The organism is Erysipelothrix larvae (genome assembly GCF_001545095.1).
In the GTDB taxonomy this organism is placed as follows: Bacteria; Bacillota_I; Bacilli_A; order Erysipelotrichales; family Erysipelotrichaceae; genus Erysipelothrix; species Erysipelothrix larvae.
The window spans coordinates 1,091,073-1,105,890 of the sequence record NZ_CP013213.1 but is presented as its reverse complement, the minus strand read 5'-3'; the positions used below and the strand labels follow the sequence as shown (position 1 = coordinate 1,105,890).

Genomic DNA, 14,818 nt, shown 5'->3' with positions numbered 1-14,818 from the left:
TTTTCACACGTTTAGAAAAGAGGTTTTATGAATTCATCGGTTACACGTTATCAAAAGCGAAAGAAAATTGTTGACCTATTTTTTATTGGTCTTTTTCGCCTTGCGGGAATCATCGCTGCATCCGCAATTGTTTTGATTTTCGTATTTATCTTTAAGCGCGGTATTTCAGTCTTTTTACCAAACTATCCAGACCAAATTAGCTTATGGAAGTTTCTAACAGGGTTTCAGTGGCAAAGCTCAACTCAAACCTATGGTGTATTATTCATCATTATCAATACACTTATCTCTGCATTCTTTGCAATGCTCCTCGCATTTCCAATTTCAGTTTTAACTGCATTATTTATTGTTAAAATTGCACCAAAGAAACTTGGTGAAATACTCACAACAGTTATTGAGCTTCTGGCTGCGATCCCATCCGTTGTTTACGGAGTTTTTGCATCAGGAGTTATTGTAGGATGGGTTGATTCACTTGCAAAAGTGATGGGATATTCTACTTTTGGTGGGCGTTCGTTACTCGCTGTGATTATACTTTTAGCGCTGATGACATTGCCTACTATGACATCACTATCCATTGTTGCAATTAAAACTGTGAAACCACAACTTGAACTTGCCTCATTGGCCCTGGGTGCATCAAAAACACAGACAAACTTCAAAGTTGTCTTAACGTCTGCTAAATCAGGTATTTTTGCAGGACTTATCTTAGGACTCGCACGCGCTTTTGGTGAAGCAACCGCCGTCTCAATGGTTGCCGGAAACAAGTCAGTGGGTCCCACACTCAATCCATTTGATATAACGCGAACCTTAACCTCCACAATGTTATCAGGATTAAAAGAAACAACTGGGCTCGACTATGATGTGCGTTTTAGCGTTGGGATTGTCTTAATGATTACGATTCTTATCTCAAACTTATTGATTCACCACGTTAAGAAAAAGATAGGAAGTGAACACGCATGACAAAACGACGTAAAATAATCGATGGTATTTACAATGCAATAACAATGCTTGCCTCAGGAACCACCGTAATCGCCCTTGTACTCATCTTTGGATTTGTGGCAATCCGCGGAGTTGGTACATTAAGTTTTGATATGTTAACCAATAATTATTGGTCACAAAACTATTTAGTTCACTTTGAAAATAACCAACCTAGCTTATTTGAAACCCCAGATGACCTTGGCGATGATGTTTATTTTAGTACTCAATATGGTGTTGCACTTAAAGATTCAATCAATCATGAAAAGAAAAAAGAAGTGCTTATTGTCTATATTGCAGAAGACTCACCGTTTTTAACAAGTGTTGATGCATCACAAGGCTCTAATTATCTCCAACCTTTGTCCATTGATGACAACAGCATTTTTAATCGTCTTGAGTATCTCAATGAAGAAGGGGTTGTTTCCCTAACAGGACTTACAATGCAAGAAAATGCGGAAACAATTGTTCAAAATCTTGACAGTGCTTCTGAAATTACCTCGCTTTACTTTCAAACTCAAGGTGGGGGGATTTGGGGATCTTTACTTGCAACTTTAATGTTAATTGCGATCTCAATTGTCATTGCACTACCATTGGGAATCTTTGCCGCAATCTACCTCACTGAAATAGCGAAACCAGGCTTCCTTAGAAATACAATCGAACGTGCAATTGAAATGCTTGCTGGGGTTCCTAGTATTATCTTTGGTCTCATGGGAATTGCAGTACTCTTTCCAATTACTGCACTCTTTAACATTTCTGGATTGTCTGTTTTATTAGGAGGCATGACTATGTCCATTGTACTGCTTCCAGTGATAATCCGATCTGTACAAGAATCTTTAGTTGTTGTTCCCCGTGATTATCGGTATGCTTCATTATCATTAGGTGCGACTCAAACTCAAACCATTTTTAGAGTGATTCTCCCATCAGCGCTTCCTGGAATTCTCTCAGCTTTATTATTGGCAGTAAGTCGTATCATTGGAGAATCTGCAGCCTTGATTTACACAATGGGAACCTTCATCAATGACGCTCCTAAATTAAGTACCGGTGCGACAACCCTAGCAGTTCATATTTGGACAATTATGAGTGGTGAACAACCTAACTTTGAGCTTGCTAGTGCAATTTCAATCATCATATTAATCATCGTATTCATTCTCAATTTCAGTGTTAAATTTTTATCAAGACGTTTAGAAAGAAAGTGGCAAGGATAAATTATGAATTCATTTAAAGTTAAAAATCTTGATCTCTACTATGGTGAGACTCAAGCATTAAAAAGCATAAACATAGACATTACAAAGCATCAAGTAACTGCATTTATTGGTCCTTCAGGTTGTGGGAAATCAACCTTCCTACGTTGTTTGAACCGAATGAATGATTTGATTCCAAACACAAAAATAACCGGAGACATCCTTTTTAATGATCAGGATATTTACGACAAGAACACCGATGTTGTGGATCTTCGAACAAAAGTAGGGATGGTATTTCAACAACCCAATCCATTTCCGATGAGTATCTATGATAATGTTGCCTATGGGTTACGCTGTCAAGGGATTAAAGATAAGGCATTTTTAGATGAAGCAGTGAAGGTTGCATTACAGCAAGCGGCATTGTATGATGAAGTTAAAGATCGTCTTCATAAAAGTGCCATGGGATTATCGGGTGGTCAACAACAACGTTTATGTATTGCACGTGCCATCGCATTAAAACCAGAAGTCATCTTAATGGATGAGCCAACATCCGCACTCGACCCAATTGCAACAGCAAAGATTGAACAACTCATCATTGAATTAAAGAAAACATATACGATTATTATCGTAACCCATTCAATGCAACAAGCAGCACGGATTAGTGATATGACTGCGTTCTTCTTATTAGGGGATCTCGTTGAGTTTGAAGATACAAAAACATTGTTCCATACACCAAAAGATAAACGAACTGAAGATTATATTACCGGACGATTCGGATAGGAGACTAAAACATGCAAATCGATCAACTTATGAATCAATACGAAGAAAGTATTTTCACACTTGCACATCAAGTCCGTGAAAACTTATCCAACGCATTGACGGCTTTTAAAAATGATGACAAGACTTTAGCGCTGGATGTCATAGAAAAAGATGAATTCATCAACAATCAAAATGAACTCATCAATAATCAAGCCATTCAAATTTTGTCCTTGATGCAACCTGTTGCGCGTGATTTACGCCTTTTAGTTGGTGGCGTTAAGATTGCGACAGATTATGAACGGATTGGAGACTATGCAAAAAATATCGGACGTTTTGTTATCCGATATTATGATGGTGTAAATCAGTATCGTGAAGAAGTTGAATCTTTGGGTGATACACTGATAGATTATTTGGATCAAGTTACAAATGTGTTAAAAAAGCAAGATGTTAAGGAGGCCTATCGTGTTGCTTCCTTGGACGAGGAAATTGACCAAGCATTTAAGCGCTTGTTGTATCAAATTGCTGACAAGGGACATAAAACAAGCTTTCCGGTCGAATTAACGGGAATGTTACGGAATTTAGAGCGAACAGGGGACCATTTGAAAAACATCTGCGAACAAGTTGTTTATATCGTAAATGGTCAACATGTTGACTTTGGATAAGAAAAAAGGAGCGACGAGCTCCTTTTAATGTGTATAATCACAAATTTTTAAATTAAATCAGATTAACGACGTTTTTTACGACGCGCCTTTTGAGCGGCTTCAGATTTAAGTTTACGTCGTACGCCTGGTTTAACATAATACTCTCTTTTGCGAGCCTCAGCTAGGGTACCATTGCGAGATACTTGACGTTTAAACCTGCGTAAAGCATCATCTAAACCTTCGTTCTCTTTAACTACTACTCTCGACATGACTAACCTCCTCTCTGATGCAAGCAAAAATATTATAACACGCAATCATCAAAAATCAAGAAAAACAGTGAATAAAAAAGCAATATTTTCTCGAAACTTTTAATGCTTGGCACAATACAGCAAATATTTTGTTAGAAATACTCTTTCTGCACTAAAATGTTCTTTTTTAGTACATTTTTGATATAATAAGTTAAATGGAGGATGTTTCTTTGAGAACTGAACGCGTAACTCTAGATATAGATAACAAAGACTATTCACTCTTAACGGGTGTTGAGGAGGAAAACCTCAAACGAATTGAAAAAGCATGTGACGTCGAGCTTTATGTTAAAGATACGTCAATTGCGATTAAAGGCACGGATGATGCTGTTGAAAAGGCAGTGCGTATTATTAATACGATTCAACGGATTATTATAAAGTACTCTAAATTCAACAAGTATGATCTTGAACTGTTGGTTGATGCGGTCAACCGCAATGCTGAAGATAAATTATTAGAAGCACTGGATACAATTATTGCAAGAACCTATACTGGTAAACCAATTCGAGCCATGACATTAGGGCAAAAAGTATTCATCGATAAAGTTAAAGCCAATGATTTAACCTTTGCAGTGGGTCCTGCAGGTACAGGAAAGACTTATCTTGCAGTTGTTTATGCTGTGGAATTGTTGAAAAAGGGACAGATCAAAAAAATTATATTAACGCGTCCAGCAGTAGAGGCCGGTGAAAACCTAGGATTCTTACCTGGCGATTTGAAAGAAAAAGTTGATCCGTATTTGCGTCCACTTTACGACGCTTTGGATGATATGCTTTCAAGCGAGAAAACCTTACGATATATTGAAAACAACACCATTGAAATTGCACCACTTGCATACATGCGTGGTCGTACCCTTGATGATGCAATGATCATCCTAGATGAAGCACAAAACACAACAAAAGCACAGATGATTATGTTCTTAACGCGGTTGGGACGCAATTCCAAGATGATCGTCACTGGGGATTTAACACAAGTTGACTTACATCCTAAACAGGAATCAGGACTAAAGACTTCCATCGATCGATTACAAGACATTGACAACATCGCTTTTGTGAAGCTTACAAATTCTGATGTTGTGCGTCATCCACTTGTCATTGAAATCTTGAAACGGTTTGAAAATAACGGAGGCATGTAACGTGGAAAAAATATTAATCATTGAAGATGATGACAGCATACGCAAATTACTGCGCTATGACTTAAAACATGCGAACTACGATGTTGATACTGCTGAAGATGGTTTAAATGCTCTTGAAAAAGCAAGATCATCACATTACGATGCCATCATCTGCGATTGGATGATTCCACACAAATCGGGGATTGAGGTCGTATGTACACTTCGAAGTGAAGGATATCAAGGCGTCATCATTATGCTTACTGCAAAAGATGAAGAAGAGGATATTCTAGAAGCCTTTGAAGCAGGGGTTGATGACTACTTAACCAAACCCTTTTCACCCCGTGTATTGACAGCGCGCATCAGTGCTCATTTAAAACGATCATCGTTATCACTTAAACACCATGATCAAGTTATTGGAAATACAATCATTAACACCGAACTTCGTAGTGTTATTGTAGAAGGACAAGAGATTGACCTTACAAAAAAAGAATTTGATTTACTGCATTACTTAGTAGAAAATCAAAACAGTGTAAAAGACCGCGACCAAATCCTTACAGAAATATGGGACTTTGGCTATGATGGTGACACGCGCATTGTCGATGTGCACATTCATAAGCTTCGCGCTAAACTTGAACAATCAACCATACATATAGAATCATTGAGAGGTATTGGCTATGTTATCAAAACAAAATAAAATGATCTTATTTGCAATCTTAGGATTCAGCACCCTTGCATATTTAACACGAGAGAATGAAGTCTTGATGGTTTTATTCTTGGTCATGGATGCTTTATCTGTATTTGGGATCATGTTTTACCAACAGAAAGAACTTGAACATAAAAAAGCATCTGAATTTGAAGGCAAGATTGCATCAGTAGAACAACAACTATCGTTTGAAACTGAAAAATTGGACCATATTATACAAGCAATCCCTTCTGCCATGTGTTATGTGGATCAAAAAGGGAACTTTGACACCTATAATTCAAAATTTAGGGACTTAGTAGGGGATGAGGTTCACGATGTTTATGCATCAAATGTCGGATCTTCCTTACACAAAATATTCTTAGATGCCTTTTTAGGCGAAAAACACTTCTATAAACAAGTCGTGATCAACAGTGTTGACTATCAAGTATTATCGGTTCCAATTTTCTTTGAAAATCGCTACAACGGATGTATTCTTGTATTCCAAGATGTTACCTTAGTGCGTGAAGGGGAGAAAATGCAAAAACGATTTATTGCTGATGCATCTCATGAACTTAAGACACCAATCGCAGCAATAAAAGGTATGCACGAGATCTTAACCCGAGAAGGATTTGATGATAAAGAAGCGATGGAAGAATTTAAGGAACAGATCACCCTTGAGTTAACCCGCCTTGAAAAGATTGTTGAAGATCTACTGCTTCAATCAAAACTGTCAACCAATAAGGTGCACTTAGAGAAATCACGCTTCAATCTCAACGATTTCTTCCAAGGACTTATTTATCGAAGACGTTCTCAACTGCATAACAACAACATCAAAGTTGTACTGAATTGTGCTTCCGACTTAGAACTTGAAGCCGATCAATTTAGATTAAGCCAAGTTTTCATCAACCTCTTCAACAATGCAATAAACTATTCAAAAGACCAATCCATTCGCATCGATTGTGAATTGACAGAAAAAACATGCATCATTAAGTTCTCAGATACAGGTGCAGGAATTAGCGAAGACGTGCTCCCACATATTTTCGAGCGCTTCTTTAGGGGTCAATCTGATCGCAATCGTAACGATGGAAACAGTGGTTTAGGACTCGCAATTTCCAAATCAATTGTTGAAGCACATGGTGGCACCTTGAGTGTTGCAAGTAAACTTGGAAAAGGAACAACCTTTACCATTGCTTTACCAATCGCCTAAACACATGTTTATCATTAGATAGAAGCAGGAAGTGAACATATGGATATTACATTTTTAAATCAAAGCAGTGAAACATCATGGAAGGAATATAAAAAATATCTGAGTCCTTTACTTAAAGAAACATTGCATCACGTCAAACATGATGATAAAGTCAGTGTTTCTGTAGTGCTCGTTCATGATGCACAAATTCATGAGTACAATAAAGCATTTCGTGATATTGACACTCCCACTGATGTTTTAAGTTTCCCTGATGGAGATTGTGAAGAAGGTATCACCAATCTTGGTGATATTGTTATCTCTGTGGATGCTTTAAGACGACAAGCACAAGAGTATCAACACTCTTTAAAACGTGAATTCTCATTTCTTGTAGTCCATGGCTACTTACATCTTCTTGGCTATGATCATCATACTCAAGAAGAAGAACATGAGATGTTTACACTTCAAAAGGAGATTCTCGATGCACTCGATATTAGACGTTCTTAAACGTACCATTTACAAATTCAGATGTGCATTTCAAGGTTTTTATGCAGGAATTCGCTATGATCGAAGCATCCTAATTCAAGTCATCTTTGCACTTATATCTATTATTTTGTTTTCTTTTATAGGAATTTCCGTAATTGAATGGCTATTTATTATCAGTGCTATATTTATTGTGCTGATTGCGGAGTTCTTAAATTCCGCAATTGAAGACATCTGTGATTTGTTAATTAAAAAATATGATTTGCATGTAAAAGAAATTAAAGATATTGCTGCAGCAGCTGTACTTCTAGCAGCGTTGTATGCAGTCGTAGTGGGAGTCGTTATTCTTGGAGGAAAAATACTATGACCAAAGATGTCGTAATCGAAAAAGCATTTGTCGCTATGCATAATGCCTATGCACCGTATTCTAACTACCATGTTGGAAGTTGTGTAAAAACAAAAGATGGCCATTATTTTTTAGGTGCAAATATTGAAAATGCATCATTTGGTGCAACCAACTGTGGCGAACGCAGTGCTGTATTTGCATGTTATTCAAATGGGTATCGAAAAGAAGATATTGAATCCATCGCCATTGTAACAGATGGTTCAATCTTAGCAGGTCCTTGTGGCATTTGTAGACAAGTACTTAGTGAACTACTTGAAGAAGATACACCCATTTATTTATCAAATGGAAAAGAAGAAATGACAACCAATATGGCAGCACTCCTTCCGCTCTCATTTGGCAGAAAGGATCTCAATGACAGACTTTAAATCAGGATTTATATCAATTGTTGGACGCCCAAATGCAGGTAAATCAACACTGATAAATCAACTTGTAAATCAAAAAATCGCAATTATATCAAATAAACCACAAACCACCCGTGATGCAATCATCGGCGTTGTAACCGAAGATAACTACCAACTCATTTTTATTGATACACCCGGCATTCATAAACCGAAACATGAGCTTGGATCGCGTATGAATCGTGTTTCTTACGCTCATTTTCATGGCGTAGATGTAATTTATTACATCATGGATGTCAGTGAAGCGTTTGGGCGAGGGGATCTGTTTGTTATTGAGAAATTAAAGGGATCACACATTCCTGTAATTCTCGTATTGAATAAGATTGACCAAGTCTCTAATGACCACATTCTACAACGCATTGTTGAGGTACAGGAGCACTTAGACTTTAAGGAAGTCGTGCCAATTTCAGCTTTAAAGGATGATAATGTTGATCGATTGATTGATGTAACCTTAAATTATCTTGATGATGGTGTGATGTATTATCCAAAAGATACTGTAAGTGCATATCCCGAACAATTCATCATCGCAGAGATTATTCGCGAGAAAATATTAGCATTAACCCAAGAAGAAATTCCACACTCAGTTGCGGTTGCAATTGAACGCATTGTGAAAAAGAAGAATGCAGTGGTTATCTCAGCATTAATTATGGTAGAACGTTCTTCACAAAAAGGAATTATTATTGGAAAAGGCGGGGCACTTTTAAAGAAAATTGGCGAACAAGCTCGACTTGAACTTGAAACCATTATGGGCCAACCTGTATTTCTTGAAACCTATGTTCGTGTAGAAACAAACTGGCGTAATAAGAGTCGACTCCTAAATCAATTGGGATATATTGAAACTGAATATGAATGATCTTGACATTGGGTTTGTCCTATCCGTAAGTGCTTATCGTGAACATGATGCAATGATTCTTTTTCTTGGAGAAGAAAAAGGAATGTTGCGTTTTGTTCTGCCAGGGTATTACAAAGAAAACTCAAAACAAGGTGCCCTCGGTCTTGAATATTCAAAGGTTCGCTATCGATTTCGATACCGTAAAGATGCTTTACTTCGAATCCAAACGGGGGAGTTGATTGATTCTTACTATCAACATCGTTTTGATTTTGATTGGCTAGTCTATGCATCCTTACTCTCTGAATTATGCATTCGATTTTATGATGAAGACCACAATCACATATGGTTCAATTGGTTTGATGTCTATTTGCGTGATCCAAGCAAACCCTATCTTGTTACCATCTTGGTTACCATCATCAAACAAATGGGGTATGAACCCTATGTTGATGGGTGTGTCATAACACATCAAGCACACGTATCAGACTTTTCAATTGAAAAAGGGGGATTTGTTTCAATTGAATATCGATCTTTAACTTCCAAAATCGATTTGGAAACCTTAAAACTTATTCGTTATATTTTTAAAGCAGAAACAATTGATATGAATACACTCAAAGAGTCTTCAAAACTTGACAATCTTATTGAAATTCTAATTGAATATCTTCAGTATCATGCAGATATGAAATTTAATAGTTGGAAACTCATTTCTAGTGTATAATAGATAAAGAAAATGGATGGTGTATATTAATGAAAAAAGAGTATCGTATTGAACAAGTGATCAGTCATATCAGAACATCTGGATTTGTATTCCAAGGTTCTGAAATTTATGGTGGACTTGCAAATACTTGGGACTTTGGTCCATTAGGCGTTGAGCTTAAAAATAATGTGAAAGCATTATGGTGGAAATCCTTTATTTCAAATAACCCTCATAATGTAGGGATTCAATCTGCAATCTTAATGAATCCAAAAGTATGGAAGGCAAGTGGACATTTAGATACATTCAACGATCCTTTGATGGATTGTAAATCGTGTAAATCACGTCATCGTGCGGATAAATTGATTGAAGAATTTACAAATCATGAAGTCAATGCGGGTGCGATGAGTTTTAAAGAAATGGAAGATTATATTGAAGAACATAAGATTCCATGTCCAGTATGTGGAAAACACGACTTTACAAACATTCGTCAATTCAACCTTATGTTTAAAACACATCAAGGTGTTGTTGAAGACAGTAAAAATGAAATCTACTTACGCCCAGAAACAGCTCAAGGGATGTTTGTAAACTTTAGAAACGTACAACGTAGTATGCGTCTAAAAGTACCTTTTGGAATTGGACAAATCGGAAAATCATTTAGAAATGAAATCACACCAGGGAACTTCATCTTCAGAACACGTGAATTTGAACAAATGGAACTTGAATTCTTTGTGAAGCCAGGTGAAGATCTAAAATGGTATGAATACTGGAAATCATTTTGTCTACAATGGCTTGTAGATTTGGGCATTGATCGCGATAATCTACGCCTTCGTGATCATGACCAAGAAGAGCTCAGTCATTATTCAGTAGCAACTGCAGATATTGACTACAATTATCCATGGGGCTTTGATGAGTTATGGGGAATTGCTGATCGTACTGATTTTGACTTAACACAACATCAAACCCATTCAAAACAAAGCATGGAATACTTAGATCCTCATACCAACGAGAAATACATTCCTTATGTCATTGAACCTGCACTTGGGGTAGAACGCTTAATGCTTGCATTGATGTGTGAAGCATATCGAGAAGAAGAAGTAAGCGAAAATGACACGCGAATTGTCATGGGATTCAGTCCAAAAGTTGCACCAATTAAAGTTGCAATCTTGCCTCTATCTAAAAAACTCAGTGAAGAAGCTACAACAATTCTTCATGACTTTATGGATGAGTTTGTCTGTGATTACGATGAAGCCGGAAGCATTGGTAAACGATATCGCCGTCAAGATGCAGTTGGTACACCATTTTGCATGACTGTAGATTTCGATTCTCTTGAAGATAAGAAAGTTACATTACGTTATCGTGACTCCATGGAACAAGATCGTGTAACATTAGAAGAAGCCAAAACAATACTGAGAGATTCACTCAAAGGATAGGTGATTATGAGGCGTATTCCAGAAAACGTAATCGATGATATACGTCAAAAATCCGATATTGTAGATACAGTATCTCAATATCTTACACTCACAAGAAAGGGCAAAAACTATTTGGGGGTTTGTCCTTTTCATGATGACCACGACCCATCCATGTCCGTATCACCAGATCGACAAATATACAAATGCTTTGTATGTGGAGCTGGCGGGAATGTGTTTCGTTTTATCCAAAGCATTGAAAACATCAGTTTTACGGATGCTGTGATTAAGCAAGCGGAGAATGTTCATATTGATTTGTCTGAATATAAGTCTTCACAAACACAAACGATCGACCCAAAAAAACAACGCGCTTATGAACTTATGAGTACAGTACAATCCTTCACGCAATATACCCTCAATTCAGAAGAAGGAAAATTAGCATTAAATACATTGCATGAGCGTGGGTATAGTGATGATCTAATAAAACATTTTGGCATCGGTGTAGCCCTTACCAACAACAAAATCCATACATTCTTAAGGGCAAAAGGGTATCAAGATGATGAAATGCTTGCGAATGATATCATACGCATTAATGATACCATCCAAGATGTATTCTATAATCGCATCATGTTTCCTATTTCAGATCAATATGGCCGTGTCATTGCATTTACAGCTCGTACACTCGATCCAAACAGTACCGTTAAATACATCAATACATCTGAAACAGAGAACTATATTAAAGGAAACCATATCTACAACTTCAATAATGCGAAAGAAACTGCGCGAAAAGAGGGACGCATTATTATTTGTGAAGGGGTCACAGATGTTATGGCTTTTTATACTGCTGGACATCAAAATGCCGTTGCGATGCTTGGGATTGCGTGCACAGATTCTCAAGTAAATTTGTTGAGAAGCGTCACAAAAAACGTCATGTTAGCCTTTGATGGCGATAAAGCAGGGTATGAAGCAACATTTTCAATCGGAACAAAGCTTGTTAGTAGCGGTTTTAAAGTAAGTGTATGGTATAATGATACTGGTAAAGACCCAGATGAAGTCGTAAAAACTCTCGGCAACAAACGACTCAATGAAGGCATTGAAAATGCACTTGGCTGGTATGACTTTTTATTCACTTACACAATTGGTCTTTATGGACTTACATCTTTCGAAGATAAAAAACGTGTCGCACTGACAATGATTGATCATTTATCGGATGCGGATTCTTTAGAACGCAATTACTACCTTAAACGAGTTAGTGAGAAAACCGGGTTTGACAACGCAATCATCCAACAGATGATTTCAGAGCAAACAAAATCACATCCTCAAACTCAACCCAAGATAGACTATGAGTTCATAGAACCACGTTATTCAGTTTCAAAACCTGAGCGAGAACTTTTAAAGCAGATGCTCCTATCAAAGCAAGCAGCGCATGAATATCGTGATAAATTAGGATTTCTTCCTGATCCAATGGCGCATGAACTTGCATTAATTATTTTGGATATCTACCGAACTCGTGATAAAATAGAGGTTGCGGATTTATATTCGCTGGATCTCTCGGCAGAAATGGGATCATTTATCTCAAATATCGCGGAAGATAAAGGTGTTGAAGTATATAAACAAAGTGTTGTCATTGAAACCATTGAACGGATTCAAGCAATGATGACCGATAAAAACAATCGACGGATTCGACAAGACATTCCTCAAAAAACGTTTAACGAGCAACTGGAATTATTGGATCTTGTCATGAAGTCACGTAGAAAAATTAAAGGAGGAAGTAATAATGGCTAAGGAATTACTCACATTGGATGAGATTAAGGCTGCATTAAAACGTAAGTATAAGAAAGAAGGCGTCCTTAATAATGAAGATGTTGAAAAAGCAACAGGTCATCTTGATTTAAATGAAGAAGAAACAGATGAATTGTTCCAATGGTTTAATGATCAAGATATCATCTTAACTGACCCACAAGACGAAGATGAAGAAGATCTTCCAGAAGGTGATGATGATGTTGAGTTTATTGGCGATGAAGATGGTGACGAACCCTTTGATGATTCAATGAACAAAGTTGACTTAAGCTCATATGAAAATGAATTAACTTCCTCAAATCAATTACGAATCAGTGACCCTGTAAAAATGTACCTCAAAGAAATTGGCCGTGTAAATCTTTTGGATCCTAAAGATGAACCAGAAATTGCACGACGATTACAAGAAGGGGAACAAGCAAAAGTCATGATTAAAGACATCTATAAGGAACACTTTGATCCAGATATGGACGAAGAAACTTATGATGATTTAAAAGTTGAAGACATTCATCGTGAAATGTTACAGTTTTATAAAGATGAACCGACAAATCTTGCATACGTAGAAAACATTCTAAATGCTTATTATGACGGACTAGAAGCACGACGTATCCTTATTTCCGCAAACTTACGACTTGTTGTGTCCATTGCGCGTAAATATGTTGGGCGTGGTATGTTATTCCTTGACTTGATTCAAGAAGGGAATATGGGGCTTGTTAAAGCGGTTGAAAAATTCGACTTTACACTTGGATTCAAATTCTCAACATATGCTACATGGTGGATTCGTCAAGCGATTACCCGTGCGATTGCTGACCAAGCACGTACCATTCGTATTCCAGTACATATGGTTGAAACCATTAACAAACTTACGCGAATTCAACGTCAATTAGTCCAAGAACTTGGACGTGATCCAACTGCTGAAGAAATTGCTGCTGAAATGGAAAATATCACACCTGAAAAAGTTCGTGAAATTCAAAAGATTGCACTGGATCCTGTATCACTTGAAACACCAATCGGTGAAGAAAATGACTCTCATCTTGGTGATTTCATTGAGGATAAAGATGCCTTATCTCCTGATGAATATGCAAACAATCAATTACTCCGTGATGAAATCAACATGGTTTTAGAAGGACTTACTGAACGCGAAGAAAAAGTATTGCGTCTGCGTTTTGGTTTAGAAGATGGTCGTACCCGTACACTTGAAGAAGTTGGTAAGGAATTTAACGTTACCCGTGAACGGATTCGTCAAATCGAAGCAAAAGCACTGCGTAAATTAAAACATCCTTCTCGTTCAAAACGACTCAGAGATTTTATCGACGGTAAATAATGATTAAGCTATCAAAACGACTTGATTTAATCTATGATTTGATTCCACACAACGCAATTGTTGCAGATGTAGGAACAGATCATGGATGGTTGATTATAAAAGCAGTGATGACCGGTAAAGTTTCTTTGGCTTTTGGACTTGATATCGCTGAGGGTCCTTTAAGCCATGCGAAAGCAAATGTCGAAAACTACGGTCTTGAAGATAGAATTACGTTACTTAAAATGGACGGTCTTTCACAATTTAGTGAACCCTGTGATACATTTGTAATTGCAGGTATGGGTGCTGAGACAATCTGGTCAATCCTTGAACAGGCTTCATTTAAGACAACAGATCGAATCCTTATACAATCAAATACGGATCTGCCTTGGCTTCGTAAAACTTTGTTTATGAATGGGTTTAGAATTATTGATGAGCGGTTTATCATCGACCATAATAAACCCGTATTCATTCTTGTATGTGAATATCGACAAACAAGCTTTACGTTAATTGACCAATACATCGGACCCGTTCTTAAGAATGCAAAGGATAATCTTGCGTATTCAAAATATCTCGTTTCACGCTGTAATCATTTATCTGAGATTTCAAAGTATAACCAATCAATTGTAGAAGAATTTAATGTATTAAGAACTTTCATAGAAACGGAGTGAAT

Annotated in this window: 17 protein-coding genes; 16 read left to right on the top strand and 1 reads right to left on the bottom strand. The window is 37.1% G+C overall.

The window, feature by feature from the left end; genetic code table 11:
* Window positions 1-27 precede the first annotated feature (27 nt).
* From pstC to phoU, 4 genes are read left to right on the top strand one after another with little or no spacing between them, the layout of a single operon-like run.
* Entirely contained in the window at window positions 28-954 is a 927-nt protein-coding gene (pstC, locus tag AOC36_RS05120) for a phosphate ABC transporter permease subunit PstC (protein ID WP_067632094.1), read from the top strand.
* Window positions 951-2,174: a phosphate ABC transporter permease PstA gene (gene pstA / locus AOC36_RS05115; protein ID WP_067632092.1), complete on the top strand. Its 1,224-nt coding sequence runs from the start codon at window positions 951-953 to the stop codon at window positions 2,172-2,174. Before pstC ends, pstA begins: the two co-directional genes overlap by 4 nt.
* 3 nt (window positions 2,175-2,177) lie before the next feature.
* Window positions 2,178-2,930 (top strand): phosphate ABC transporter ATP-binding protein PstB, encoded by a 753-nt coding sequence (gene pstB, locus AOC36_RS05110; protein ID WP_067632091.1) that lies wholly within the window; start codon window positions 2,178-2,180, stop codon window positions 2,928-2,930.
* 11 nt (window positions 2,931-2,941) lie between these two features.
* Window positions 2,942-3,571 (top strand): phosphate signaling complex protein PhoU, encoded by a 630-nt coding sequence (gene phoU / locus AOC36_RS05105; RefSeq protein WP_067632090.1) that lies wholly within the window; start codon window positions 2,942-2,944, stop codon window positions 3,569-3,571.
* Between the two features lie 62 nt (window positions 3,572-3,633).
* On the opposite strand, the gene rpsU is transcribed toward phoU, so the two are convergent.
* Window positions 3,634-3,819: a 30S ribosomal protein S21 gene (gene rpsU, locus AOC36_RS05100; protein WP_067632088.1), complete on the bottom strand. Its 186-nt coding sequence runs from the start codon at window positions 3,817-3,819 to the stop codon at window positions 3,634-3,636.
* A 209-nt stretch (window positions 3,820-4,028) separates the two neighbouring features.
* Between rpsU and AOC36_RS05095 the strand changes: the two genes are divergently transcribed.
* From AOC36_RS05095 to AOC36_RS05040, 12 genes are read left to right on the top strand one after another with little or no spacing between them, the layout of a single operon-like run.
* A complete protein-coding gene (locus AOC36_RS05095) occupies window positions 4,029-4,985 on the top strand; it encodes a PhoH family protein (protein WP_232505396.1) in 957 nt (318 codons plus the stop codon).
* Window position 4,986: 1 nt separating this feature from the next.
* Window positions 4,987-5,658 (top strand): response regulator transcription factor, encoded by a 672-nt coding sequence (locus tag AOC36_RS05090; protein WP_067632084.1) that lies wholly within the window; start codon window positions 4,987-4,989, stop codon window positions 5,656-5,658.
* A complete protein-coding gene (locus AOC36_RS05085; protein ID WP_067632082.1) occupies window positions 5,639-6,853 on the top strand; it encodes a sensor histidine kinase in 1,215 nt (404 codons plus the stop codon). Before AOC36_RS05090 ends, AOC36_RS05085 begins: the two co-directional genes overlap by 20 nt.
* 39 nt (window positions 6,854-6,892) lie before the next feature.
* Window positions 6,893-7,336 (top strand): rRNA maturation RNase YbeY, encoded by a 444-nt coding sequence (gene ybeY / locus AOC36_RS05080; RefSeq protein WP_067632080.1) that lies wholly within the window; start codon window positions 6,893-6,895, stop codon window positions 7,334-7,336.
* Window positions 7,311-7,679, top strand: a complete 369-nt coding sequence (locus tag AOC36_RS05075) for a diacylglycerol kinase (protein ID WP_067632078.1) — start codon at window positions 7,311-7,313, stop codon at window positions 7,677-7,679. The genes ybeY and AOC36_RS05075 overlap by 26 nt, the downstream gene beginning before the upstream one ends.
* Window positions 7,676-8,083 carry a cytidine deaminase gene (gene cdd, locus AOC36_RS05070; RefSeq protein WP_067632076.1) on the top strand — a complete coding sequence of 136 codons (408 nt, stop codon included), beginning with the start codon at window positions 7,676-7,678 and terminating at the stop codon, window positions 8,081-8,083. The genes AOC36_RS05075 and cdd overlap by 4 nt, the downstream gene beginning before the upstream one ends.
* A complete protein-coding gene (gene era / locus AOC36_RS05065; protein ID WP_067632074.1) occupies window positions 8,070-8,969 on the top strand; it encodes a GTPase Era in 900 nt (299 codons plus the stop codon). The genes cdd and era overlap by 14 nt, the downstream gene beginning before the upstream one ends.
* A complete protein-coding gene (gene recO / locus AOC36_RS05060; protein WP_067632072.1) occupies window positions 8,962-9,663 on the top strand; it encodes a DNA repair protein RecO in 702 nt (233 codons plus the stop codon). Before era ends, recO begins: the two co-directional genes overlap by 8 nt.
* 29 nt (window positions 9,664-9,692) lie before the next feature.
* Window positions 9,693-11,072, top strand: a complete 1,380-nt coding sequence (locus tag AOC36_RS05055; protein ID WP_067632070.1) for a glycine--tRNA ligase — start codon at window positions 9,693-9,695, stop codon at window positions 11,070-11,072.
* A 6-nt stretch (window positions 11,073-11,078) separates the two neighbouring features.
* Complete coding sequence (gene dnaG, locus AOC36_RS05050) at window positions 11,079-12,833, top strand: DNA primase (protein WP_067632065.1); 1,755 nt, start codon at window positions 11,079-11,081, stop codon at window positions 12,831-12,833.
* Window positions 12,823-14,169: an RNA polymerase sigma factor RpoD gene (rpoD, locus tag AOC36_RS05045; protein ID WP_067632063.1), complete on the top strand. Its 1,347-nt coding sequence runs from the start codon at window positions 12,823-12,825 to the stop codon at window positions 14,167-14,169. Before dnaG ends, rpoD begins: the two co-directional genes overlap by 11 nt.
* Window positions 14,169-14,816 carry a tRNA (adenine(22)-N(1))-methyltransferase gene (locus AOC36_RS05040; protein WP_067632061.1) on the top strand — a complete coding sequence of 216 codons (648 nt, stop codon included), beginning with the start codon at window positions 14,169-14,171 and terminating at the stop codon, window positions 14,814-14,816. The genes rpoD and AOC36_RS05040 overlap by 1 nt, the downstream gene beginning before the upstream one ends.
* Window positions 14,817-14,818 lie beyond the last annotated feature (2 nt).

Coding starts and splice junctions, on each gene's coding strand:
- pstC (WP_067632094.1), top strand. CDS start 28: ATGAATTCATCGGTTACACGTTATCAAAAGCGAAAGAAAATTGTTGAC.
- pstA (WP_067632092.1), top strand. CDS start 951: ATGACAAAACGACGTAAAATAATCGATGGTATTTACAATGCAATAACA.
- pstB (WP_067632091.1), top strand. CDS start 2,178: ATGAATTCATTTAAAGTTAAAAATCTTGATCTCTACTATGGTGAGACT.
- phoU (WP_067632090.1), top strand. CDS start 2,942: ATGCAAATCGATCAACTTATGAATCAATACGAAGAAAGTATTTTCACA.
- rpsU (WP_067632088.1), bottom strand. CDS start 3,819: ATGTCGAGAGTAGTAGTTAAAGAGAACGAAGGTTTAGATGATGCTTTA.
- AOC36_RS05085 (WP_067632082.1), top strand. CDS start 5,639: ATGTTATCAAAACAAAATAAAATGATCTTATTTGCAATCTTAGGATTC.
- ybeY (WP_067632080.1), top strand. CDS start 6,893: ATGGATATTACATTTTTAAATCAAAGCAGTGAAACATCATGGAAGGAA.
- AOC36_RS05075 (WP_067632078.1), top strand. CDS start 7,311: ATGCACTCGATATTAGACGTTCTTAAACGTACCATTTACAAATTCAGA.
- cdd (WP_067632076.1), top strand. CDS start 7,676: ATGACCAAAGATGTCGTAATCGAAAAAGCATTTGTCGCTATGCATAAT.
- era (WP_067632074.1), top strand. CDS start 8,070: ATGACAGACTTTAAATCAGGATTTATATCAATTGTTGGACGCCCAAAT.
- recO (WP_067632072.1), top strand. CDS start 8,962: ATGAATGATCTTGACATTGGGTTTGTCCTATCCGTAAGTGCTTATCGT.
- AOC36_RS05055 (WP_067632070.1), top strand. CDS start 9,693: ATGAAAAAAGAGTATCGTATTGAACAAGTGATCAGTCATATCAGAACA.
- dnaG (WP_067632065.1), top strand. CDS start 11,079: ATGAGGCGTATTCCAGAAAACGTAATCGATGATATACGTCAAAAATCC.
- AOC36_RS05040 (WP_067632061.1), top strand. CDS start 14,169: ATGATTAAGCTATCAAAACGACTTGATTTAATCTATGATTTGATTCCA.